General features: G+C 72.8%; 18 protein-coding genes. 13 read left to right on the top strand and 5 right to left on the bottom strand.

The window, feature by feature from the left end; all coding sequences use genetic code 11:
- Positions 1-53 precede the first annotated feature (53 nt).
- The 9 genes from JKV81_RS21290 (at position 54) to JKV81_RS21250 (ending at position 10,800) form a co-directional block, all read left to right on the top strand.
- Positions 54-860 (top strand): TIGR03084 family metal-binding protein, encoded by an 807-nt coding sequence (locus JKV81_RS21290; protein WP_129264974.1) that lies wholly within the window; start codon positions 54-56, stop codon positions 858-860.
- A complete protein-coding gene (locus JKV81_RS21285) occupies positions 857-2,560 on the top strand; it encodes an acyclic terpene utilization AtuA family protein (RefSeq protein ID WP_129264975.1) in 1,704 nt (567 codons plus the stop codon). Before JKV81_RS21290 ends, JKV81_RS21285 begins: the two co-directional genes overlap by 4 nt.
- Positions 2,557-4,155: an acyl-CoA carboxylase subunit beta gene (locus JKV81_RS21280; protein ID WP_202077243.1), complete on the top strand. Its 1,599-nt coding sequence runs from the start codon at positions 2,557-2,559 to the stop codon at positions 4,153-4,155. The genes JKV81_RS21285 and JKV81_RS21280 overlap by 4 nt, the downstream gene beginning before the upstream one ends.
- Positions 4,156-4,163: 8 nt before the next feature.
- A complete protein-coding gene (locus JKV81_RS21275; protein ID WP_202077240.1) occupies positions 4,164-6,260 on the top strand; it encodes an ATP-binding protein in 2,097 nt (698 codons plus the stop codon).
- On the top strand, positions 6,257-7,423 hold the full coding sequence (locus JKV81_RS21270) for an acyl-CoA dehydrogenase family protein (protein ID WP_202077237.1): 1,167 nt from the start codon (positions 6,257-6,259) through the stop codon (positions 7,421-7,423). Before JKV81_RS21275 ends, JKV81_RS21270 begins: the two co-directional genes overlap by 4 nt.
- 167 nt (positions 7,424-7,590) lie before the next feature.
- On the top strand, positions 7,591-9,168 hold the full coding sequence (locus tag JKV81_RS21265; RefSeq protein ID WP_202077235.1) for a 4-coumarate--CoA ligase family protein: 1,578 nt from the start codon (positions 7,591-7,593) through the stop codon (positions 9,166-9,168).
- Entirely contained in the window at positions 9,165-9,905 is a 741-nt protein-coding gene (locus JKV81_RS21260) for an enoyl-CoA hydratase family protein (RefSeq protein ID WP_129264980.1), read from the top strand. The genes JKV81_RS21265 and JKV81_RS21260 overlap by 4 nt, the downstream gene beginning before the upstream one ends.
- Complete coding sequence (locus JKV81_RS21255) at positions 9,893-10,546, top strand: TetR/AcrR family transcriptional regulator (protein ID WP_372444232.1); 654 nt, start codon at positions 9,893-9,895, stop codon at positions 10,544-10,546. Before JKV81_RS21260 ends, JKV81_RS21255 begins: the two co-directional genes overlap by 13 nt.
- Before the next feature lie 17 nt (positions 10,547-10,563).
- Entirely contained in the window at positions 10,564-10,800 is a 237-nt protein-coding gene (locus JKV81_RS21250; protein ID WP_202077233.1) for a hypothetical protein, read from the top strand.
- A gap of 27 nt (positions 10,801-10,827) precedes the next feature.
- On the opposite strand, the gene JKV81_RS21245 is transcribed toward JKV81_RS21250, so the two are convergent.
- Together JKV81_RS21245 and JKV81_RS21240 are read right to left on the bottom strand one after the other, a co-directional pair.
- Entirely contained in the window at positions 10,828-11,643 is an 816-nt protein-coding gene (locus JKV81_RS21245; protein WP_202077231.1) for an alpha/beta fold hydrolase, read from the bottom strand.
- A gap of 63 nt (positions 11,644-11,706) precedes the next feature.
- Entirely contained in the window at positions 11,707-12,816 is a 1,110-nt protein-coding gene (locus tag JKV81_RS21240; RefSeq protein WP_099173973.1) for a citrate synthase 2, read from the bottom strand.
- Positions 12,817-13,073: 257 nt separating this feature from the next.
- Here JKV81_RS21240 and pdxH point away from each other — a divergent pair, with 257 nt between their 5' ends.
- The gene (pdxH, locus tag JKV81_RS21235) at positions 13,074-13,706 is read left to right on the top strand and encodes a pyridoxamine 5'-phosphate oxidase (RefSeq protein ID WP_202077228.1); all 633 of its coding nucleotides are present in this window, start codon (positions 13,074-13,076) and stop codon (positions 13,704-13,706) included.
- A 414-nt stretch (positions 13,707-14,120) separates the two neighbouring features.
- Complete coding sequence (locus JKV81_RS21230; RefSeq protein ID WP_202077225.1) at positions 14,121-15,503, top strand: PAS domain-containing protein; 1,383 nt, start codon at positions 14,121-14,123, stop codon at positions 15,501-15,503.
- Positions 15,504-15,547: 44 nt separating this feature from the next.
- Here JKV81_RS21230 and JKV81_RS21225 read toward each other — a convergent pair whose 3' ends face one another.
- Positions 15,548-16,303, bottom strand: a complete 756-nt coding sequence (locus JKV81_RS21225; RefSeq protein WP_202077222.1) for an SIS domain-containing protein — start codon at positions 16,301-16,303, stop codon at positions 15,548-15,550.
- Positions 16,304-16,523: 220 nt separating this feature from the next.
- Between JKV81_RS21225 and JKV81_RS21220 the strand changes: the two genes are divergently transcribed.
- Together JKV81_RS21220 and JKV81_RS21215 are read left to right on the top strand one after the other, a co-directional pair.
- Positions 16,524-17,216, top strand: a complete 693-nt coding sequence (locus JKV81_RS21220; RefSeq protein WP_099173969.1) for an iron-dependent transcriptional repressor DtxR — start codon at positions 16,524-16,526, stop codon at positions 17,214-17,216.
- Between the two features lie 677 nt (positions 17,217-17,893).
- On the top strand, positions 17,894-18,787 hold the full coding sequence (locus JKV81_RS21215) for an alpha/beta fold hydrolase (protein ID WP_124275972.1): 894 nt from the start codon (positions 17,894-17,896) through the stop codon (positions 18,785-18,787).
- Between the two features lie 97 nt (positions 18,788-18,884).
- Here the strand turns inward: JKV81_RS21215 and JKV81_RS21210 are convergent, their stop codons facing one another.
- Both JKV81_RS21210 and JKV81_RS21205 read right to left on the bottom strand, forming a co-directional pair.
- Positions 18,885-20,534: a transporter gene (locus JKV81_RS21210; protein WP_129264985.1), complete on the bottom strand. Its 1,650-nt coding sequence runs from the start codon at positions 20,532-20,534 to the stop codon at positions 18,885-18,887.
- Complete coding sequence (locus JKV81_RS21205) at positions 20,531-21,355, bottom strand: ABC transporter ATP-binding protein (protein ID WP_129264986.1); 825 nt, start codon at positions 21,353-21,355, stop codon at positions 20,531-20,533. The genes JKV81_RS21210 and JKV81_RS21205 overlap by 4 nt, the downstream gene beginning before the upstream one ends.
- Between the last annotated feature and the right edge of the window lie 36 nt (positions 21,356-21,391).

Raw genomic sequence — 21,391 nt, 5'->3', positions numbered from 1 at the left:
TGGGGCGCTGGCATGCTCCGGGGCACACCGCCACGCCCCGAGGGGAGCGCACCGTGCCCGACGCATCGGCCGTGACCGCCGCCGTGCTCGACGACATGCGTGAGGAGAGCGACGAACTCGACCTGCTGGTAGCCGGGTTGAAGGCCCCCGAGTGGGCCGCGCCGACCCCCGCCGAGGGGTGGACCGTCGCCCACCAGATCGCCCACCTCAACTGGACCGACGAGGTGGCCCTGACCGCCGCCACCGACCCCGACGCCTTCGCCGCCGAGGTCGAGAAGGCGCTCGCCGCACCCGGGACCTTCGTCGACGAGGCCGCCGAGGAGGCCGTCACCGCCCTGACCCCCGAGGCGCTGCTCGTGGAATGGCGCGAAGGCCGCGCCCGGCTCCGGAAGGCACTGCGCGAGGCACCCCCCGGGACGAAGATCCCCTGGTACGGCCCGCCCATGAGCGTCGCCTCGATGGCGACCGCCCGCCTCATGGAGACCTGGGCCCACGGCCAGGACATCGCCGACGCCCTCGGTGTCACCAGGAAGCCGACCGCCCGGCTGCGGCACGTCGCCCGGATCGGCGTACGGGCCCGGGACTACGCCTACGCCGTACGTGGAATGCGGCCGCCCGCCGAGCAGTTCCGCATCGAACTGCGCGCCGAGGACGGCGGACTGACCGTGTACGGGCCCGAGGACGCCGCCCAGCGGGTCACCGGGCCGCTCCTCGACTTCTGCCTGCTCGTCACCCAGCGCGCCCACCGCGACGACCTCGCCGTCGAGGCCGTCGGCCCGGACGCCGGGCAGTGGCTGGACATCGCGCAGGCCTTCGCCGGGCCCGCAGGACCCGGCCGCCCCCGGAAGGCGGACCGGTGACCCGGCCGCTGCGCATCGGCAACGCGTCCGGCTTCTACGGCGACCGCTTCGACGCGCTCCGCGAGATGCTCACCGGCGGCCCGCTCGACGTCGTCACCGGGGACTACCTCGCCGAACTCACCATGCTGATCCTCGGCCGCAGCCGCCTCAAGGACCCGGCGCGCGGATACGCGACGACCTTCCTGCGACAGCTGGAGGAGAGCCTCGGCCTCGCCCACGAGCGCGGCGTGAAGGTCGTCACCAACGCCGGCGGGCTGAACCCGGCCGGACTCGCCGACGCCGTGCGGGAGTTGGCCGACCGTACCGGCGTACCCGTACGCGTCGCGCATGTCGAGGGCGACAGCCGGCCCGTGCCCGACGGTTACCTCACCGCCAACGCCTACCTCGGCGGCGGAGGCATCGCCGCCTGTCTGCGCGCCGGGGCCGACATCGTCGTCACCGGGCGGGTCACCGACGCCGCCCTCGTCACCGGGCCCGCCGCCGCCCACTTCGGCTGGGCGCCCGACGCCCACGACGCCCTCGCCGGGGCGGTCGTCGCCGGGCACGTCCTGGAGTGCGGAACCCAGGCCACCGGCGGCAACTACGCCTTCTTCGGCGACCACGACGTCCGCCGCCCCGGCTTCCCGCTCGCCGAGATCCACGAGGACGGCAGCAGCGTCATCACCAAGCACGACGGCACGGGCGGCGTCGTCGACACCGGCACCGTCACCGCGCAACTGCTGTACGAGACGGGTGGCGCCCGCTACGCCGGACCCGATGTCACGGCCCGGCTCGACACCGTACGGCTCACGCAGGACGGGCCCGACCGGGTGCGGATCAGCGGCGTACGCGGCGAGGCCCCGCCGCCCACCCTCAAGGTCGGGCTCAACCGGCTCGGCGGGTGGCGCAACGAGGTCGTCTTCGTGCTGACCGGACTCGACATCGAGGCCAAGGCCCGGCTCGTGAAGGACCAGTTCGCCGACGCCCTCGACCGCGCCGGCTCGAAACCCGCCGAGGTGCGGTGGGAGCTGGCCCGCACCGACCGGACCGACGCCGCGACGGAGGAGACCGCGAGCGCCCTGCTCCGGCTCGTCGTACGCGACCCGGACGCGGAGGCCGTCGGACGGGCCGTGTCCGGGGCGGCCGTCGAGCTGGCGCTCGGCAGCTACCCGGGCTTCCATGTGACCGCCCCGCCCGGGAAGGGCGCGCCGTACGGGGTGTTCGAGGCCGCGTACGTACCGGCCGGCGAGGTCGGGCACGTCGCCGTACTGCCCGACGGGACCCGCGAGGCCGTGCCGGCGGCCGGTGCCTGCCGGGAACCCGACGAGGTGGAGGCGCCGGCCCTCCCCGAACCGCTGCCCGCCGGACCCGCCCGTACCGCCCCCCTCGGCCGGATCGCCGGTGCCCGCAGCGGCGACAAGGGCGGGGACGCCAACGTCGGAGTCTGGGTCCGCGACGACGACGCCTGGCGGTGGCTGGCCCACGAGCTGACCGTCGCGCGCTTCCAGGAACTGCTGCCGGAGACCGCGGGACTCACCGTCGTACGCCATGTCCTGCCGCATCTGCGGGCGTTGAACTTCACCGTCCACGGCCTGCTCGGCGAGGGCGTCGCCGCGCAGGCCCGCTTCGATCCGCAGGCCAAGGCGGTGGGGGAGTGGCTGCGGTCCCGGCACGTCCCCGTGCCCGTACGGCTGCTGGACCGACCGGAGGTGCACGCATGACCGTCCTGCCCACCGCCCTCGACACCACGGGGCCCGAATACGCGGCGAACCGCGAGGCGATGCTCGCGAAACTCGCCGAGCTGGACACCGAGCACGCCAAGGCCCTGGCCGGCGGCGGCGAGAAGTACGTGGCCCGCCACCGGGGGCGCGGCAAGCTGCTGGCCCGCGAGCGCATCGAGCTGCTGGTCGACCCGGACACCCCGTTCCTGGAGCTGTCCCCGCTCGCCGCCTGGGGAAGTGACCACGCCGTCGGCGCCTCGCTCGTCACCGGGATCGGGATCGTGGAAGGCGTCGAGTGCCTGATCACCGCCAACGACCCGACCGTGCGCGGCGGCGCCTCCAACCCCTGGACCCTGAAGAAGGCCCTGCGCGCCAACGAGATCGCCTTCGCCAACCGGCTGCCCTGCATCTCGCTGGTGGAGTCCGGAGGCGCCGACCTGCCCTCGCAGAAGGAGATCTTCATCCCCGGCGGGGCGCTCTTCCGCGACCTCACCCGGCTGTCGGCCGCAGGCATCCCCACCGTGGCCGTCGTCTTCGGGAACTCCACGGCGGGCGGCGCGTACGTCCCCGGGATGTCCGACCACACCGTGATGATCAAGGAGCGGTCCAAGGTCTTCCTCGGCGGCCCGCCCCTGGTCAAGATGGCCACCGGCGAGGAGAGCGACGACGAATCGCTCGGCGGCGCCGAGATGCACGCCCGCACCTCCGGCCTCGCCGACCACTACGCCGTCGACGAGCACGACGCCCTGCGGCAGGCCCGGCGGATCGTCGCCCGGCTCAACTGGCACAAGGCCCACCCCGATCCGGTCCCCGCCGCACCACCGAAGTACGACGAGGACGAGCTGATCGGGGTCGTGCCCGGCGACCTCAAGGTCCCCTTCGACCCGCGCGAGGTCATCGCCCGGCTGGTCGACGGCTCCGACTTCGACGCGTTCAAGCCGCTCTACGGGCCCAGCCTGGTCACCGGCTGGGCGCGCCTCCACGGCTATCCCGTCGGCATCCTCGCCAACGCGCAGGGCGTGCTCTTCAGCGAGGAGTCGCAGAAGGCCGCCCAGTTCATCCAGCTCGCCAACCAGCGTGACATCCCGCTGCTCTTCCTCCACAACACCACCGGCTACATGGTCGGCAAGGAGTACGAGCAGGGCGGCATCATCAAGCACGGCGCGATGATGATCAACGCCGTGTCCAACTCCAAGGTCCCGCACCTGTCGGTCCTCATGGGCGCCTCGTACGGCGCCGGGCACTACGGCATGTGCGGCCGCGCCTACGACCCGCGCTTCCTGTTCGCCTGGCCCAGCAGCAAGTCCGCCGTCATGGGCCCCCAGCAGCTCGCCGGGGTCCTGTCGATCGTCGCCCGCGCCTCGGCCGCCGCGAAGGGACGTCCGTACGACGACGAGGCGGACGCCGGACTGCGCGCCATGGTCGAGCAGCAGATCGAGTCCGAGTCCCTGCCGATGTTCCTGTCCGGGCGGCTGTACGACGACGGGGTCATCGACCCGCGCGACACCAGGACCGTCCTCGGGATGTGCCTGTCCGCCATCCACACCGCACCGGTCGAGGGCGCCCGGGGCGGATTCGGCGTCTTCCGGATGTGAGGGTACGCATGATCAGCACGCTGCTCGTGGCCAACCGGGGCGAGATCGCCTGCCGGATCTTCCGCACCTGCCGTGAGCTGGGCGTCTCCACCGTGGCCGTGTACTCCGACGCGGACGCGGACGCCCTGCACGTACGGGAGGCCGACACCGCCGTACGCCTGCCGGGCGCCGCCCCGGCCGACACCTATCTGCGCGGTGACCTCGTCGTCGCCGCCGCGCTCGCGGCGGGCGCCGACGCCGTGCACCCCGGGTACGGCTTCCTCTCGGAGAACGCCGGGTTCGCCCGGTCCGTGGAGGACGCCGGTCTCCTCTGGGTGGGGCCGCCGGTCAAAGCCATCGAGCTGATGGCCTCCAAGACCCGGGCCAAGGAGCTGATGGCCGCCGCCGAGGTGCCGCTGCTCGCCCCCGTCGACCCGGGGAACGCCACCACCGCCGATCTGCCCCTGCTGTTGAAGGCGGCGGCGGGCGGCGGCGGACGCGGGATGCGGATCGTACGGGAACTGGCCGCCCTGGAGGCCGAACTGACCGCCGCCTCGGCAGAGGCCGCCTCCGCCTTCGGGGACGGCGAGGTCTTCGCCGAGCCGTACGTCGAACGGGGCCGGCACGTCGAGGTCCAGGTGATGGCCGACGCCCAGGGCACGGTCTGGGCGCTCTCCACCCGGGACTGCTCGCTCCAGCGCCGCCACCAGAAGGTCATCGAGGAGGCCCCCGCTCCCGGCCTCGACGACACGCTCCGCCGGACGCTGCACGACGCCGCGGTCGCCGCCGCGCAGGCGGTGGGCTACCGGGGTGCGGGGACCGTCGAGTTCCTCGTGTCGGCCGAAGGGCGCCCGTACTTCCTTGAGATGAACACCCGCCTCCAGGTCGAACACCCCGTCACGGAAGCCGTGTTCGGCCTCGACCTCGTCGCCCTGCAACTGCGGATCGCGGAAGGCGCGGCCCTCCCGGCCACCGCACCGCCGCCGCCCACCGGACACGCCGTCGAGGCCCGGCTGTACGCCGAGGACCCGGCGCGAGACTGGCAGCCACAGACCGGAGCACTGCTCACCCTCGATGTGCCCGGCGGCCCCGGCATCCGCCTCGACACCGGATACACCGGCGGCGACACCGTGGGGGTGCACTACGACCCGATGCTCGCCAAGGTCATCGCCCACGCCCCCACCCGCACCGAAGCCGTCCGCCTCCTCGCCCGCACCCTGGAACGCGCCCGCATCCACGGCCCGGTCACCAACCGGGAGCTGCTCGTACGCTCCCTGCGCCACCCGGACTTCGCCGCGGCCCGCCTCGACACCGGCTTCTACGACCGCCACCTGGCCGCCCTGACCACGTCCGCCGCCCCCGGTGGCGAGGAGGCCCGCCGCCTCGCCGCCACCGCCGCCGCGCTCGCCGCCGCCTCGGCGGGGCACGGCGGTCCGGGCCCCGCACGCTTCGGCGCCTGGCGCAACCTCGCCTCCCAGCCGCAGACCAGGCGCTACCGGAGCGAGCCCGACGGCACCGAGCACGAGATCGCCTACCGCACCGGCCGAGACGGCACCCCGGCCCCCGTGTCCGGCGAGCGGGTCCTCACCGCACGGCCCGACACGGTCACCCTCGAAACCGGCGGGGTGACCCGGCACTTCACCGTCACCGCCCACGGCGACCGGGTGTACGTGCACACGGCCGCCGGCGCGCACACCTTCACCGCCCTGCCCCGCTTCACCGACCCCGCCGCACGCACCGAGCCCGGCTCCCTCCTGGCCCCCATGCCCGGCACCGTCGTCCGCCTCGCCGACGGCCTCGCGCCGGGCGCGGCCGTCGAGGCCGGGCAGCCGCTGATCTGGCTGGAGGCGATGAAGATGGAACACCGCATCCTCGCCCCCGCCTCCGGCACCCTCACCGCGCTGCACGCCGCCCCCGGACTCCAGGTCGAGGTCGGCGCCCTGCTCGCCGTCGTGCAGGACGCGGCGCCCGGTGCACAGGACGCCGCGCCCGACCCCGCGCACCCCACCGAGGTCACCGCGCCCGCGCACTCCACCGACGTCACCGCGTCCGCGCCCTCGCACGCCGCCGCGCCCGCGCACGCCCCCTCGCACGCATCCGCGCACCAGGAGGAGACGACCCCATGAGCACCGTCCTCGAAACCGAAGAGCACCAGGCACTCCGTGCCGCCGTCGCCGCCCTCGGCAAGCGCTTCGGCCGCGCCTACGCCACCGAGCTGTTCCGCAACGGCGAGCACCCCCGCGAACTCTGGGAAGAGGCCGGCAAGCTCGGCTACCTCGGCGTCAACCTCCCCGAGGAGTACGGCGGCGGAGGCGGCGGCATGGCCGAACTCTCCATCGTCCTGGAGGAGCTCGGCGCCGCCGGAAGCCCCCTGCTCATGATGGTCGTCTCCCCGGCGATCTGCGGCACCGTCATCGCCCGCTTCGGCACCGAGGAGCAGAAACAGGCCTGGCTCCCCGGCCTCTCCGACGGCTCCCTGACCATGTCCTTCGGCATCACCGAGCCCGACGCCGGCTCCAACTCCCACCGCATCACCACCACCGCCCGCCGCGACGGCGGGGACTGGATACTCAACGGCCGCAAGGTCTTCATCTCCGGCGTCGACAGCTCCGACGCCACCCTGATCGTCGGCCGCACCGAGGACGCGAGGACCGGCAGCCTCAAGCCCTGCCTCTTCATCGTCCCCCGCGACACCCCGGGCTTCTCCCGCACACAGATCGACATGGAACTCCAGGCCGCCGAGAAGCAGTTCGAGCTGGTTCTCGACGACGTACGCCTCCCCGCCGGCGCACTCGTCGGGGAGGAGGCGGACACGGGACTGCTCCAGCTCTTCGCCGGACTGAACCCCGAGCGCATCATGGGCGCCGCCTTCTCCATCGGCATGGGCCGCTACGCGCTCGAACAGGCCGTGGAGTACGCGAAGACCCGCACCGTCTGGAAAGGCGCCCCCATCGGCGCCCACCAGGCCATCGCCCACCCGCTCGCCCAGGCGCACATCGAGCTGGAGCTCTCCCGGCTGATGATGCAGAAAGCCGCACGGCTCTACGACGCCGGCGACGACATCGGCGCCGGCGAGGCCGCGAACATGGCCAAGTACGCCGCCGCCGAAGCCTGTGTCAGGGCCGTCGACCAGGCCGTCCACACCCTCGGCGGCAACGGCCTCACCCGCGAGTACGGGCTCGCCTCCCTCATCACGGCGGCGCGAGTCTCCCGTATCGCCCCCGTCAGCCGGGAAATGATCCTGAACTACGTCTCCCACCAGACCCTGGGCCTGCCGAAGTCGTACTGACGGCGCAGGGACGGCGCACGGAACGGCGCACGGAACGGCGTACGGACGGCGCACGGACAGCGGACCGTCCGGAATGCCGTCCCGACGAGTCCGGACACGTCCCAGGTCTCCCCATCCGCCCCGGCAGGGGCGATTCTGGCTCTCCACCCGCGTCGAAGGGGACCGAAATGGTGTTCCACAGCGAGTACGCAGACGTCACGCCCCTCGAAACACCCATCCACGAAGCGGTCCTCGGGAGCGCCGCCGACTTCGGTGACACACCCGCGCTGATCGACGGCACCAACGGGATGACCGTCACCTACGGCCAGCTCGACACCTTCCACCGGCGCATCGCCGCCCACCTCGCCGCGAACGGCCTGCGCAAGGGCGACGTCCTCGCCCTGCACAGCCCGAACACCATCGCCTACCCGCCCGTCTTCTACGGGGCGACCAGGGCCGGCGCCACCGTCACCACGATCCACCCGCTCGCCACCCCGGAGGAGTTCGCCAAACAGCTGGCGGACTCCGGCACCCGCTGGATCGTCACCGTCTCTCTCCTCCTCGACGTCGCCCGCCGGGCCGCCGAACTCGCCGGCGGCGTCCAGGAGATCTACGTCTGCGACCAGGCCGAGGGCCACACCTCCGTACTCGACATGCTGGGCTCCACCGCGCCCGAACCCGACATCACCTTCGACCCCGCCGAGGACATCGCCGTCCTCCCGTACTCCTCCGGCACCACCGGAACCCCCAAGGGCGTCATGCTCACCCACCGCTCCATCGCCACCAACCTGGAGCAGCTGCGGCCCCTCGTCCCCCTCGGCGAGAACGAACGCATCCTCGCGGTCCTCCCCTTCTTCCACATCTACGGGCTGACCGCCCTCATGAACGGGCCACTGCGCTACGGCGCCACGGTCGTCGTCCTGCCCCGCTTCGACCTCACCCAGTTCCTCGAAACGATCCAGACCCACCGCATCACCGGCCTCTACGTCGCCCCGCCCATCGTGCTGGCCCTCGCCAAACACCCGCTCGTCGGCGACTACGACCTCTCCTCGATCGACTACATCGTCAGCGCCGCCGCCCCGCTCGACGCCGAACTCGCCGTCGCCTGCTCGAAACGGCTCGGCGTCCCCTCCGTACGGCAGGCCTACGGCATGACGGAACTCTCGCCCGGCACCCACGTCGTCCCCCTCGACGCGCAGAACCCGCCGCCCGGCGCCGTCGGGAAGCTGCTGCCCGGCACCGAGATGCGGATCGTCTCGCTCACCGACCCCGGCATCGACGCGGGCAGCGGCACCGACGGCGAGATCCTCATCCGCGGCCCCCAGGTGATGAAGGGCTACCTCGGCCGCCCCGACGCCACCGCCGCCATGATCGACGAGGACGGCTGGCTGCACACCGGCGACGTCGGCCGCGTCGACGCGGACGGCTGGCTGTACGTCGTCGACCGGGTCAAGGAACTCATCAAGTACAAGGGCTACCAGGTCGCGCCCGCCGACCTGGAGGCCCTCCTCCTCACCCATCCCTCGATCGCCGACGCCGCCGTCATCGGCGTCCACGACGCCGACGGCAACGAGGTCCCCAAGGCCTACCTGGTGCGCGGACCCGGCGGGGGCGACCTCACGGAGGACGACGTCATCGCGTACGTCGCCGAGCGCGTCTCCCCGTACAAGAAGGTCAGACAGGCCGAATTCATCGAGGCCGTACCCCGCGCGGTGTCCGGCAAGATCCTGCGGCGCGAGCTGCGCGACCGGGAGAAGGCGCGATGACCCTGGCACCCACCGTCCACGAGCGGGGAATCACCACCCTCACCCTCGACTCCCCGGCCAACCGCAACGCGCTCTCGGCCGGCCTCGTCGGCGAACTCACCGAGGCCCTCGCGCAGTGCGCGGCCGACACCTCCGTAAGGGCCGTCGTCCTCACCCACACCGGCACCACGTTCTGCGCGGGCGCCGACCTGACCGCACCGCCCGAACCCGCCGCGTTCGTCGCCCTGATGCGCGCGATCGTCGCCCTGCCCAAGCCCGTCGTCGCCCGGGTCACCGGGCACGTTCGCGCCGGCGGCCTCGGGCTCCTCGGGGCGTGCGACATCTCGGCGGCCGGACCGGACGCCACCTTCGCCCTCACCGAATCCCGCCTGGGCCTCGCCCCCGCCGTCATCTCCCTGCCCCTGCTGCCCCGCCTCGACCCGCGCGCCGCCACCCGCTACTACCTCACCGGGGAACGCTTCGACGCGGCGGAGGCCGCCCGGATCGGCCTCATCACGCTCGCCGCCGGACCCGAGGAGGTGGACAAGGCGCTCGAACCGGTACTCGACGGACTCCGCAGAGCCTCACCGCAGGGGCTGAAAGCATCCAAGGAGCTGGTCACGGCTACTGTGCTGAAGAGTTTCGACAGTCACGCCGAAGACCTCATCGCCCGCTCGGCCGCGCTCTTCGCCTCCGACGACGCACGGGAGGGGATGACGGCCTTCCTGGAACGACGGGATCCCCCATGGGTGCTGTGACACCCCCCAGAACCCCCGCCTCGAAGCCCCCCGCGAAGTCCGCCGCAGCGACGTCCGCAGCCAAGTCCGCCGCGAAGTCCCCCAAGCAGGACCGCAGCCGTGCCACCCGGCAACGGCTGCTCGAAGCCGCGGTCGCCTGCCTCGCCGAACACGGCTGGGCGGGCTCCACGGTCTCGGTCGTGGCCGAACGCGCCGGGGTCTCACGCGGCGCGGCCCAGCACCACTTCCCCACCCGCGAGGACCTCTTCACCGGCGCCGTCGAATACGTCGCCGAGGAACGCTCCGCCGCCCTGCGCGCCCTGCCCGTCCAGGGCCGCACGGCGGTCCTCGCCGCCCTCGTCGACCTCTACACCGGCCCCCTCTTCCGCGCCGCCCTCCAGCTGTGGGTGGCCGCCTCCAACGAGGCCCAGCTGAGGCCCCGGGTCACCGAACTCGAAGCCCGCGTCGGCCGCGAGACCCACCGCATCGCCGTGGAACTCCTCGGCGCCGACGAATCCCGCCCCGGCGTACGCGAAACGGTCCAGGGCCTCCTCGACATGGCCCGCGGCCTCGGCCTCGCCAACCTGCTGACGGATGACACCGCGCGCCGCGAGAGGGTGGTCACCCAGTGGGCGGCCCTGCTCGACGCCGCCCTGGACTGACGGCACCGGAGGCACGGATGACCCCTTCCCGCGACACGCCCTCACCCCGGCGGCGCCCCCGGTACCGCTCCGCGCCGACGAGCTCACGCACCTTCGTGCTCGGGATGTGCATGGCGGTCGGCGGGATCGCCGGCTCCATCCGGGGTGTCATGGAAGGCGCGCGGTTCCTCGAAACCGCCGCTCTGCTCGGACTGGGCCTGCTCGGAGGGCTGCTGACGGTCGCCTGGATCCTGAACCACTCCTCGAAGCGGTGACGGCCCGCCGGTGCGGAGGGCCGCGGCTCAGGCGTGGCCGGTCACCCGCGTACGGAGGAAGTCCAGCAGCGCCGCGTTGAACCGCCCCGGCTGCTCCACGCCCGGCAGATGTCCGGCCCGGTCGATGACGGCCAGCGTGGCGTGCGGGACCAGGCGCCGCATGTCCTCCGCGCTGCTGACCGGGGTGTAGAAGTCGTCCGCGCCCACCACGATCAGGACCGGCGCCTCCACACCGGCCAGCGTCTCGCGGTAGTCGGGGCGTTCGGCCCGCCCCCGCAGCGCCGCGGCGGCGCCCTCCGGGTCGGTGGACCGGATCATGCCCAGCACATGCGCCGCCACCTCGGGCAGGGCCGTGACGTTGTACGGGGCGAGCATCTTGTCGATCACCTCGGCCGCGTACCCGTCCATCCCCTCCGCCAGCAGTCGGTCGGCCAGGGCATTGCGGAACGCCCTGCCCTCCTCCGTCTCGGCGGGCGCGGACGTGTCGGACAGCACCAGCGCCAGCACCCGCCGCGGATGGCTGCGCTGGAACTCCATGGTGATCTGGCCGCCCATGGACACCCCGCCGACGACCGCACGCTCCACGCCCAGATGGTCGAGGAGCGCGGCGAGGTCATCCGCGAAACCGGAGAGGAAGACCTTCCCGGGGGTGACGTCGCTGGCGCCGTACCCCCGCAGATCCGGAGTGATCACGCGGTACCCGGCCGCCGTCAGCGCCTCGACGGACGGTGCCCACAGGGTGCGGTTGAACGGATGGCCGTGCACGAGGACGACCGGCAGGCCGTCGGACGGCCCCCGGTCGTCGTAGTGCACCGTGCAGTCGCCCGACACGAAGTGACTCATGCCGGTCACCCTAACGCGGTGAACGGCGGCGCCCCCGGGGAACAACTGCCTTGGCCGGAAAGGTCAGTTACCCAGGTCCGCCAGCTGGTCGTACCCCTCGATCGAACGCGGGTCGCGGGTGCCGGGACCGACGTACGTCGCCGAGGGGCGCACCAGACGGCCCGTGCGCTTCTGCTCCAGGATGTGCGCCGACCAGCCCGCCGTACGGGCACAGCTGAACATCGACGTGAACATGTGCGCCGGGACCTCCGCGAAGTCCAGCACGATCGCCGCCCAGAACTCGACGTTCGTCGCCAGCACCCGGTCCGGGCGGCGCGCGTGGAGCTCCTCCAGGGCCGCCTTCTCCAGGGCCTCCGCCACCTCGAAGCGCGGCGCGGCCAGCTCACGGGCCGTACGGCGCAGGACGCGGGCCCGGGGGTCCTCGGCACGGTAGACACGGTGGCCGAAGCCCATCAGCCGCTCGCCCTTGTCCAGCGCCTGCTTCACGTACGCCCGGGCGTCACCGGTCCGCTCGATCTCCTCGATCATGCCGAGGACCCGGGACGGGGCCCCGCCGTGCAGCGGGCCCGACATCGCGCCCACCGCCCCGGACAGCGCCGCCGAGACGTCCGCGCCGGTCGACGCGATGACCCGGGCGGTGAACGTCGACGCGTTCATCCCGTGCTCGGCGGCCGACGTCCAGTAGGCGTCGACGGCCTTGACGTGCTTCGGGTCCGGCTCACCGCGCCAGCGGATCATGAACCGCTCGACCACGGACCCCGCCTTGTCGATCTCGCTCTGCGGAACCATCGGCAGCCCCTGGCCACGGGCCGACTGGGCCACGTACGACAGGGCCATCACGGCGGCCCGCGCCAGGTCGTCACGCGCGGTCTGCTCGTCGATGTCGAGCAGCGGTTTCAGGCCCCACACCGGCGCCAGCATGGCCAGCGCGGACTGCACGTCGACCCGGATGTCGCCGGAGTGCACGGGGATCGGGAACGGCTCGGCGGGCGGCAGACCGGGGTTGAACGCCCCGTCCACCAGCAGACCCCAGACGTTGCCGAACGACACATGGCCGACGAGGTCCTCGATGTCGACGCCGCGGTAGCGGAGCGAGCCGCCTTCCTTGTCGGGTTCGGCGATCTCCGTCTCGAACGCGACGACTCCTTCAAGTCCGGGTACGAAGTCGGACATCGGGCGGCTCCCTCGACTCGGCGGCTGCGATACGGCCACGAAGGCCGTTCCACGATACTGGCGGGTTACCACGACGCGGGGAAGGGTGACGTCCGGCACAGCCCACGCGGCTCGCGGACCGGGGATCGAGCCCCTCCCTGGGGGATTCCGGCCCGCTGCGGCAGGATGGCCCCGTGCCCACAGCAGATGCCACTCCGTCTTCCGCTTCCGCCTCCTCTCGCGTCCCGTCATCCGATTGCACCACCGATCCGGCCGCGATGCGCGAGCAGTACCGCTCCGAGGACTTCACCGAGAAGGACCTCGCCGCGAACCCCATGGACCAGTTCGCCCACTGGTTCCGCCAGGTCGCCGGGGGCGGCGCGCTGCACGAGCCGAACGCGATGGTGGTCTCCACGGTCGGCCCCGGAGGCCGCCCGTCGTCCCGGACCGTCCTGCTCAAGCACTACGACGACCGCGGCTTCGTCTTCTTCACGAACTACGGCTCCCGCAAGGGCCGCGAGCTCACGGCGAACCCGTACGTCTCGCTGCTCTTCCCCTGGCACCCGCTCGCCCGCCAGGTCATCGTCACGGGCACCGCGGACCGCGTCGGGCGGGAGGAGACCGTCGCGTACTTCCGCACCCGCCCCCACGGCTCCCAGCTGGGCGCCTGGGCCAGCGACCAGTCGACGGTGGTCGGCTCCCGCCAGGAGCTGGTCGACCGCTACGAGGAGCTCGCCGCCCGCTACCCGGAGGGCGAGAAGGTCCCCGCACCCCCGCAGTGGGGCGGCTTCCGCGTCGTACCGGACGCGATCGAGTTCTGGCAGGGCCGCGAGAACCGCCTGCACGACAGGCTCCGCTACGTCCGCGAGACCCCGGCCGCGGACTGGCACGTGGAGCGCCTCTGCCCATGAGGGCCTGAGCGGCCGGCCCCGCCCCCGGCGGGGCGGGCACGCCCCGGACATGCAGAAACCCGCAGGCTCTGGTCTCTCCTTGCGGAGGAGCCGGCCGGACTTACCGGCGAGCCTGCGGGTCGGTGACTGCTTGGGATTGGCCGGCGACCGGCCTGCACTGCAAAGAGCGCGACGACGGGCGTCAGCCCGCAGTCACCTCACGAGTCCGAGAAGAAATCACTTCCGGAACACCTCCTTTCTTCGCTGCCCACAGCCTAGGAACGTCCCCCGGTACCGCACAAGCGAATTAACGGATCCCTCGGTGGACACCGGATTTCCTGGAAGTGGCTGTGTGGTGGCTCACGTTCGAGTTCAATGGTCTGACGTGCGGCAATGCGGAACGCGAAGCGGAATACGCCCTGCAGGAGGTACGGAGTGAGTGCTTCCAGGAGCACCGGGACCACCGACGCGCTGGGCCCCGACGAGGACCCCGGGCGGGAGCCGTCGGCGATCCCGGGATCCCGGCTTCTCGCCGCGCTGCTCGACGGCATGGACGCGGCGCTCTGCGCGTTCGACGCCCACGGCACCATCACCCACTGGAACCGTGAGGCCGAGCGGATCCTCGGCTGGACCGCCGACGAGGCCGTCGGACGCCGGGGCTTCGCGGGGTGGGCCGTACGGAGCGCGGACGCGGGGGACGTGCAGGGGCGGCTGCTCGCCGTCATGGAGACTCCTGGGCGGCAGGTCCACGAGTTCGCCCTGCTACGCAAGGACGGCGGGCGCGTCCTCGTGCGGACCCAGTCGTCGGGGGTGCGCGGCGAGGACGGCAAGCCCGCCGGGGTGTACTGCGCGTTCAGCGAGGTGCACGCGCAGATCGATCTGGAACGGTCCATCGCGCTCAGCGAGTCCCTCTTCGAGGACGCGTCCTGGGGTGTCGTCGCCGTCGACGTCGACCTGCGCCCGACCGTGGTCAACGCGTACGCCGCCCGGGCGCTGGGCGGCGGGCGCACCACGCTGCTGGGGCGGCCGCTGGGCGAGCTGATCGTGCGGGGGGTCGAGGACCTGGAGGGGGCGTTGCAGCATGTGCTGGCCGAGGGCGCCCCGTCCGCACCGGCCGAGCTGTGGGTGACCCTGCGGACCGCCGAGGGCGAGCGGCGGCGCTGCTGGCGCAGCGGGTTCCTGCGGCTGGCCTCGCCGCTGGCGGAGGAGCCCGTGCCGCTGGGGGTGGGATGGCTGTTCCGGGACGTCACGGCGGCGAAGCTCGCGGAGCAGGACGCGGACCGGGTGCGGTTCCGGTCCAACCAGCTGCACCGGGCGGCCCGCCAGGCGGCGGAGTGCGAGGACCCCATGGAGGCGGCGACGACGTCGCTGGACTACGCGCTGGCGGGGTTCGCCGACCATGTGGTGGTGGACCTGCTGGAGGACCTGGCGGTGGGGGTGAAGCTCGTACGGGCCGCGTCCACGCCGTCCGACGCGCCGGGGCCCTGCCTGCCGGTCTCCGGGGGCTCGCTCCCCGTGCGGTACGCGCCGGGGCATCCGGCCCTGCAGGCCGTGGAGCGTACGGGCTCCGTGCGTGCCGTGGCGCCGGCGGGCGCGGGGGAGACGTGGGCGGTGGAGCACCAGTGGCCGGGCGACTCGGTGCACGCGCTGTGCGCGGTGCTGCGGAGCCGGGGGCGGACGCTGGGCGTGGTGACGTTCCTGCGGGCGGCGAGCCGGGGCGCGTTCGAGCGGCCCGACGTGATGTACGCGGAGAGTGTCGCGGTCCGGGTCGCCTCGGCGGTCGACCTGGCCCGGCTGACGGCGAAGCCGGGAGTCTGAGGGGTCCGGGGCCGGCGGCCTGGGCCCCGGCCCTGTGCTGCTCCTCAGTGCCGGTAGAAGATGCGGTCGCCGTACTCCCGCATCACGCGCCCGTTCCACTCGTGGCCGCCGTCGACGTTGCCCGAGCGCAGCAGCGGCGGTTCGATCCCCCGGGCGACGAGCTCCTCGGCCGCGGTGGCCATCATGGCCTGCATCAACGCGCTGGTGACGACCGTCGAGGCGGGTGCGAACGGCGCCTCGACGCCCTCCGCGCTCAGCTCCGCGTCACCGATCGCGATCTTGCTGTCGAGCACGATGTCGCAGTGGTCCCGGAGGAATCCGCCCGAGACGTGCCGGGACTTGGTGCCCGTCGTGTACGCGACCGAGGTGACCCCGACGACCGTCAGCCCGAGCGCTCGCGCGTTCTGCGCCATCTCCACGGGCAGGGCGTTGCGCCCGGAGAGCGAGATGATCACGAGGAGGTCGCCGGCCCGGGCGGGGCTGGAGTCGAGCACGGCGCTCGCCAGGCCGTCCACCCGCTCCAGCGCGGAGCCGAGCGTGGCCGGCATGACGTCGACGCCGACGGTGCCCGGTACGGCGAGCAGGTTCATCAGGGCCAGTCCGCCGGCGCGGTAGACGACGTCCTGGGCGGCGAGCGAGGAGTGCCCGGCGCCGAACGCGAAGAGCCGGCCGCCCGCGGCGACGGTGTCGGCGATGGCGGCCCCGGCGGCGGCGATCGATCCGGACTCCTCGTCGCGCACCCGCTCCAGCAGGCCGATCGCTGCGTCGAAGAACTGACCGGCGAGCTTGCTGTCGCTCATCGAGGAGGCCTTTCCTGCGGGGTGTGGGGCGGGGCGGGGGTCCGTGCGGTGCCCGTGTCGCGGATCACGTTGCGGTCTGGACCAGTGGGCTGTCAATAGCGCTCGGGGCGGGCCGTGGGGACGGACTCCCGACGGCGGGGCACGGTTGTCGGTGCTATGCGTCAGAATTGGCGCAGGGCCATCGCACGACGACTTCATGTCACAGCATCGAGGGGCACGTATGTCCGGACTGATCGATACAACGGAGATGTATCTCCGCACCATCCTCGAGCTCGAAGAGGAAGGCGTGGTCCCCATGCGCGCCCGGATCGCCGAACGGCTGGACCAGAGCGGTCCGACGGTCAGCCAGACGGTGGCGCGTATGGAGCGGGACGGGCTGGTCCAGGTCGCGGGCGACCGCCATCTGGAGCTGACCGAGGAGGGGCGCAGGCTGGCGACGCGGGTGATGCGCAAGCACCGGCTCGCCGAGTGTCTGCTCGTCGACGTCATCGGCCTGGAGTGGGAGCAGGTCCACGCCGAGGCCTGTCGCTGGGAACACGTGATGAGCGAGGCCGTGGAGCGCCGGGTTCTGGAGCTGCTGCGGCACCCGACGGAGTCTCCGTACGGGAACCCGATTCCGGGGCTGGAGGAGCTGGGCGAGAAGTCCGAGGCCGATCCGTTCCTGGACGAGGGCATGGTGAGCCTGGCCGAGCTCGACCCGGGCGCGGAGGGCAAGACCGTGGTGGTGCGCCGGATCGGTGAGCCGATCCAGACCGACGCACAGCTGATGTACTCGCTGCGGCGGGCGGGCGTGCAGCCCGGCTCGGTCGTCAGCGTGACGGAGTCGGCGGGCGGCGTGCTCGTCGGTTCCAGCGGTGAGGCGGCCGAGCTGGACGCCGAGGTCGCCTCGCACGTCTTCGTCGCGAAGCGCTGAGCAGCGCGTTCGTGCGCACCGGTGACCTGCCCGCACGTGCAGGCGCCGGTGCGGATGCACGTGCAGATGTGGGCGGGTAAGCCCGCTTTCTGTTTTCCGTCCGGAATCGCAGCGCCCGGGCGAAACGCGTGCCAGGCTGTGGCCAGGCATATGACCTGAGGGTGCCGGCAGAGGCTGCCGCGCGGTCGGGGAGGGAGCAGGGAATGCGCCCGTCGCACTGGCACGTGCACCAGGAGGTGGCTGCCGGGCTTTCCGGCGCCCCTGTTCGAATCACCCCGGAGGGCCACGGCCCCGCTCCGGTGGCCGGCCGGGCTGCTCCGGTGACCCGTGGGACCGCTCCGGCGGCCGGTCGCCGAGCCCTCTCCGTGGTCCGCCCCGAGCGCGGACCCGTTCGTTCCGTAACGGTGGAAGGCCCCGGCGCCCGAAGGTGCCGGGGCCGGTCCTCCCCTGCGCTGACCTGGAGCCCCGAGCTCTCGAGGTCAGTCCCCGCGGACCCCTGTCCCCGAGTGGTCCGCTTCCCGGAGAAGGTCTCCCCTGGGGGGCCGTCGTCAATCCTGAACCGCTGTCACTCAAACGTGGGATGTTGCGAGCCGGAAGCGAGTTTTCGAATAAAGGTTCGATAGTCTGGCGTGCACGCACACACGGTGATCGAGGACGAGAAGGGGGTGCCAGAACCTATGGTGCGGCGCATCGATGTGACCGGATCGGACGGCGTACGCCTGGCGGCCTGGGAGTTCGCCGATCCGCCCAAGGGGCGCGCGGAGGCCGGGCACGCCCCCGGGGTCTTAATGCTCCACGGGCTGATGGGCCGGGCCACGCACTGGGCCTCCACCGCCCGCTGGCTCTCCGAGCGGCACCGGCCGGTCGGCCTCGACCAGCGCGGCCACGGGCGCAGCGAGAAGCCCGCCGACGGCCCGTACACCCGCGATGCCTACGTCGCGGACGCCGAGGCCGCGATCGAACAGCTCGACCTCGGCCCGGTCACCCTGATCGGGCACTCGATGGGCGCGCTCACCGCCTGGCAGCTCGCCGCCAAGCGCCCCGACCTCGTCAAGGCCCTGGTCATCTGCGACATGCGGGCGTCCGCGCTGGGGGCGGCCTCGCAGCGCGAGTGGGCGGACTGGTTCGACTCCTGGCCGCTCCCCTTCGCGACGCTCGCCGACGTACGGAAGTGGTTCGGCGAGGACGACCCCTGGGTGGAGCGGCCCAACCCCTCGCGCGGTGAGTTCTTCGCCGAGGTGATGGCCGAGAGCTCCGACGGCTGGCGGCCCGTCTTCTCCCAGGAGCAGATGCTGACGTCCCGGGCCACCTGGGTCTACGACGCCCACTGGGAGGAGCTGGCGCAGGTGCGCTGCCCCACCCTCGTGCTGCGCGGGATCGACGGCGAGCTGGGCAGGGCCGAGGCCCAGGAGATGGTCCGCGTCCTGCCGCGCGGGCAGTACGCGGAGGTGGAGGACGCCGGCCACCTCGTCCACTACGACCGGCCGGAGGGCTGGCGCAGGGCGGTGGAGCCCTTCCTGGAGCGCCTCGGCGACGGCTTCCGGGACGACCGGGAAGCCGTCAGCCCCTGACCCCGGCGGCCTGTTCGGCCCGTTCGGTCCGGGCGATCAGGATGTCCCGGCGCCCCGGACGCAACGGCACCCCGGCCCCGTCCCGGCGGTCCGCCCCTCAGCCCTTGCTGACCGCCGCCAGGATCTCCGGGAGCCGGCCCGCCGCGCGCGGCGCCGCCAGCCGTACGCCCAGCCACCCGATGAACGCCCCGTACACCGCGCCCACCGGCAGCAGCAGCCACAACTGGTCCTGGTGGTCCGCCACATGCAGCCAGATCGTCAGCGCGATCACGGGACCGCTGAGCACCGCGGCCGCGATCATGCCGCCGAAGATGGAGATCCAGGCGAGCCCGGCCTGACCCGGCACGACGTTCTTGAACGCGCCGTCCTGCGGGATGGAGTACGGGAACTGCGCCGAGGCCAGGGCGCCCGTCGCCAGCATCGCGCCCAGCAGGGCGAACGACAGCCCCATGGCCCCCGGCAGCGCCGTCCAGCTGCCGAGCACCGCGGCCGTCACCACCGTCACCAGCACCGTGTACGGCAGGGTGATCAGCAGCAGCGCCAGGGCCCGCGCCCGGAGTTCGAGATAGGCGTCCCTGGTCGAGGAGACCGAGAGCGCCACCATCCAGAAGGCGGAGGTGTCCTGCCCGAACTGGTTGTACATCTGCATGCCGAGCATCCCCGCGGCGAAGCACGCGAAGTACACCGACCCGGATCCCTGCACCGCGTTGAGCACCGGCACGATCATGCCGATCGCCAGCGCCGTCACCCAGGACGCCTTGGTCTTCGGATCGCGTACGACATAGCGCAGGCTCCGCTGCATCACCGGGCCCGTGCGCCCCTCCGGGAACAGCGAGAAGAGCCCGGAGCCGGAGGCGTCCCCGCCCGACCGGCGGGCCGAGGGTTCGGCGGCGGCGAGCGTGGAGCCGTCAGGCGACGTCATCAGCTTCACCAGGCTCCGCTGCCACAGCCACATCAGGCCGCCCAGCGCGAGCACCGAGACCAGCAGCTGGCCGAACGCCGTCCCGTACGCGCCCTCGGAGGCGGACCCCACGGCTCCGAGCGCCGAGGCCGGCGGCAGCCAGCGCACCACGTCCGCGAGCGGCTCCAGCGAGGACAGCCCGCCGGCCCGGCCCAGACGCTGCGCGCCGAAGTTCACGAACTGGATGCCCACCGCGATCACCAGCCCGCTGAGCACCGCCAGATCGCGGCCCTTGCGCGAGGTGAGCAGCCGGATGTTGGCCGTGGCGACGGACCGGGCCAGCGCCACACAGACCAGCAGTGTCAGCGGCACGGCGACCACGCCGAGGACCACGGCGGCGGCTCCGTGCGCCACCGCGATCACCGAGCCCAGGGCCAGGGCGAGCGTGAAGAGCGGGCCGATACCGATCAGCGAGGACACCAGCAGCGCCCCGATCAGGGGGCGGGGCCGCAGCGGCAGCATCACCAGCCGGCTCGGGTCCAGGGTCTCGTCGCCGCTCGGGAAGAACAGCGGCATGACCGCCCAGCCCAGCGCCACCACCGCGGTCAGCAGCACCACCAGGGTGCCCGCCTGCGCATGGCCGCGGAGTGCGACCAGGCCGATCACCTGGGCCACCGCGAACAGCAGGGTGACGACGAGGGAGGCGACATAGGCGGCGCGCCGCCCGGACGACTGGCGCAGCCCGTTGCGCAGGAGCGTCAGCTTGAGCCGTACGAAGACGGGGACGATGCCCCGGCCCGGCACGGCCGGGACGGCGGAACCCGCGGGCGCGTCCAGCACCGTCATCGGGCACCGCCCAGCCAGTCCAGGGAGTCGCCGGTGTCCCGGGCGCCCGCGCCGACGAGCTCCAGGAAGGCGTCCTGGAGGGAGGCCGCGTCGCCGCGCACCTCGGTCAGCGTGCCCTGGGCGCGGATCCGGCCCGCCGCCATGACGGCCACCCAGTCGCAGAGCGACTCCACGAGCTCCATCACATGGCTGGAGAACACCACGGTCGCGCCGGAACGGGTGTAGCGCTCCAGCACCCCCCGGATGGTCTGCGCCGACACCGGGTCGACGCCCTCGAAGGGCTCGTCGAGGAACAGCACCTCGGGGTTGTGCAGCAGCGCGGACGCCAGCCCGATCTTCTTGCGCATGCCGGTGGAGTAGTCGACGACCAGCTTGTGCTGCGACCCGGCGAGATCCAGCACGTCCAGGAGCTGGGTGGCCCGCTTGTCCACCTCGGCGCCCGGGAGCCCGCGCAACCGGCCGGTGTAGCCGAGGAGTTCGCGCCCGGAGAGCCGCTCGAAGAGCCGCAGGCCCTCCGGCAGCACCCCGATCCGGGACTTCACCTCGACCGGGTCACGCCATACGTCGTGGCCGCCGACCTCGATCCGCCCCATGTCGGGCCTGAGCAGCCCGGTCACCATGGAGAGCGTGGTCGTCTTGCCCGCCCCGTTGGGTCCGACCAGTCCGATGAACTTGCCCGCGGGCAGGTCGAGATCGATCCCGGCGACCGCGACCTGCTCCCCGAACCGCTTCCACAGCCCCTCCACCCGCACCGCGGGCGGTGGCGCCGGAGCCACACCCGCCGTGTCCGTCCCGCCCGCACTCTCCGCCTGGTCCGGCATGGCACTGCCTTTCGATATCCCCGCGTGTGGGGACCA

The sequence above is a fragment of the Streptomyces silvae genome (assembly GCF_016745505.1).
Classification (GTDB): Bacteria; Actinomycetota; Actinomycetes; order Streptomycetales; family Streptomycetaceae; genus Streptomyces; species Streptomyces silvae.
Note: the sequence above shows the minus strand (reverse complement) of the source record. Positions and strands in the feature narration are given on the sequence as shown.

Excerpts from the sequence above, each read along its gene's own strand:
- JKV81_RS21280 (WP_202077243.1), top strand. The coding sequence starts at position 2,557 with ATGACCGTCCTGCCCACCGCCCTCGACACCACGGGGCCCGAATACGCG.
- JKV81_RS21275 (WP_202077240.1), top strand. The coding sequence starts at position 4,164 with ATGATCAGCACGCTGCTCGTGGCCAACCGGGGCGAGATCGCCTGCCGG.
- JKV81_RS21270 (WP_202077237.1), top strand. The coding sequence starts at position 6,257 with ATGAGCACCGTCCTCGAAACCGAAGAGCACCAGGCACTCCGTGCCGCC.
- JKV81_RS21265 (WP_202077235.1), top strand. The coding sequence starts at position 7,591 with ATGGTGTTCCACAGCGAGTACGCAGACGTCACGCCCCTCGAAACACCC.
- JKV81_RS21260 (WP_129264980.1), top strand. The coding sequence starts at position 9,165 with ATGACCCTGGCACCCACCGTCCACGAGCGGGGAATCACCACCCTCACC.
- JKV81_RS21255 (WP_372444232.1), top strand. The coding sequence starts at position 9,893 with ATGGGTGCTGTGACACCCCCCAGAACCCCCGCCTCGAAGCCCCCCGCG.
- JKV81_RS21250 (WP_202077233.1), top strand. The coding sequence starts at position 10,564 with ATGACCCCTTCCCGCGACACGCCCTCACCCCGGCGGCGCCCCCGGTAC.
- JKV81_RS21245 (WP_202077231.1), bottom strand. The coding sequence starts at position 11,643 with ATGAGTCACTTCGTGTCGGGCGACTGCACGGTGCACTACGACGACCGG.
- JKV81_RS21240 (WP_099173973.1), bottom strand. The coding sequence starts at position 12,816 with ATGTCCGACTTCGTACCCGGACTTGAAGGAGTCGTCGCGTTCGAGACG.
- pdxH (WP_202077228.1), top strand. The coding sequence starts at position 13,074 with ATGCGCGAGCAGTACCGCTCCGAGGACTTCACCGAGAAGGACCTCGCC.
- JKV81_RS21225 (WP_202077222.1), bottom strand. The coding sequence starts at position 16,303 with ATGAGCGACAGCAAGCTCGCCGGTCAGTTCTTCGACGCAGCGATCGGC.
- JKV81_RS21220 (WP_099173969.1), top strand. The coding sequence starts at position 16,524 with ATGTCCGGACTGATCGATACAACGGAGATGTATCTCCGCACCATCCTC.
- JKV81_RS21215 (WP_124275972.1), top strand. The coding sequence starts at position 17,894 with ATGGTGCGGCGCATCGATGTGACCGGATCGGACGGCGTACGCCTGGCG.
- JKV81_RS21210 (WP_129264985.1), bottom strand. The coding sequence starts at position 20,534 with ATGACGGTGCTGGACGCGCCCGCGGGTTCCGCCGTCCCGGCCGTGCCG.
- JKV81_RS21205 (WP_129264986.1), bottom strand. The coding sequence starts at position 21,355 with ATGCCGGACCAGGCGGAGAGTGCGGGCGGGACGGACACGGCGGGTGTG.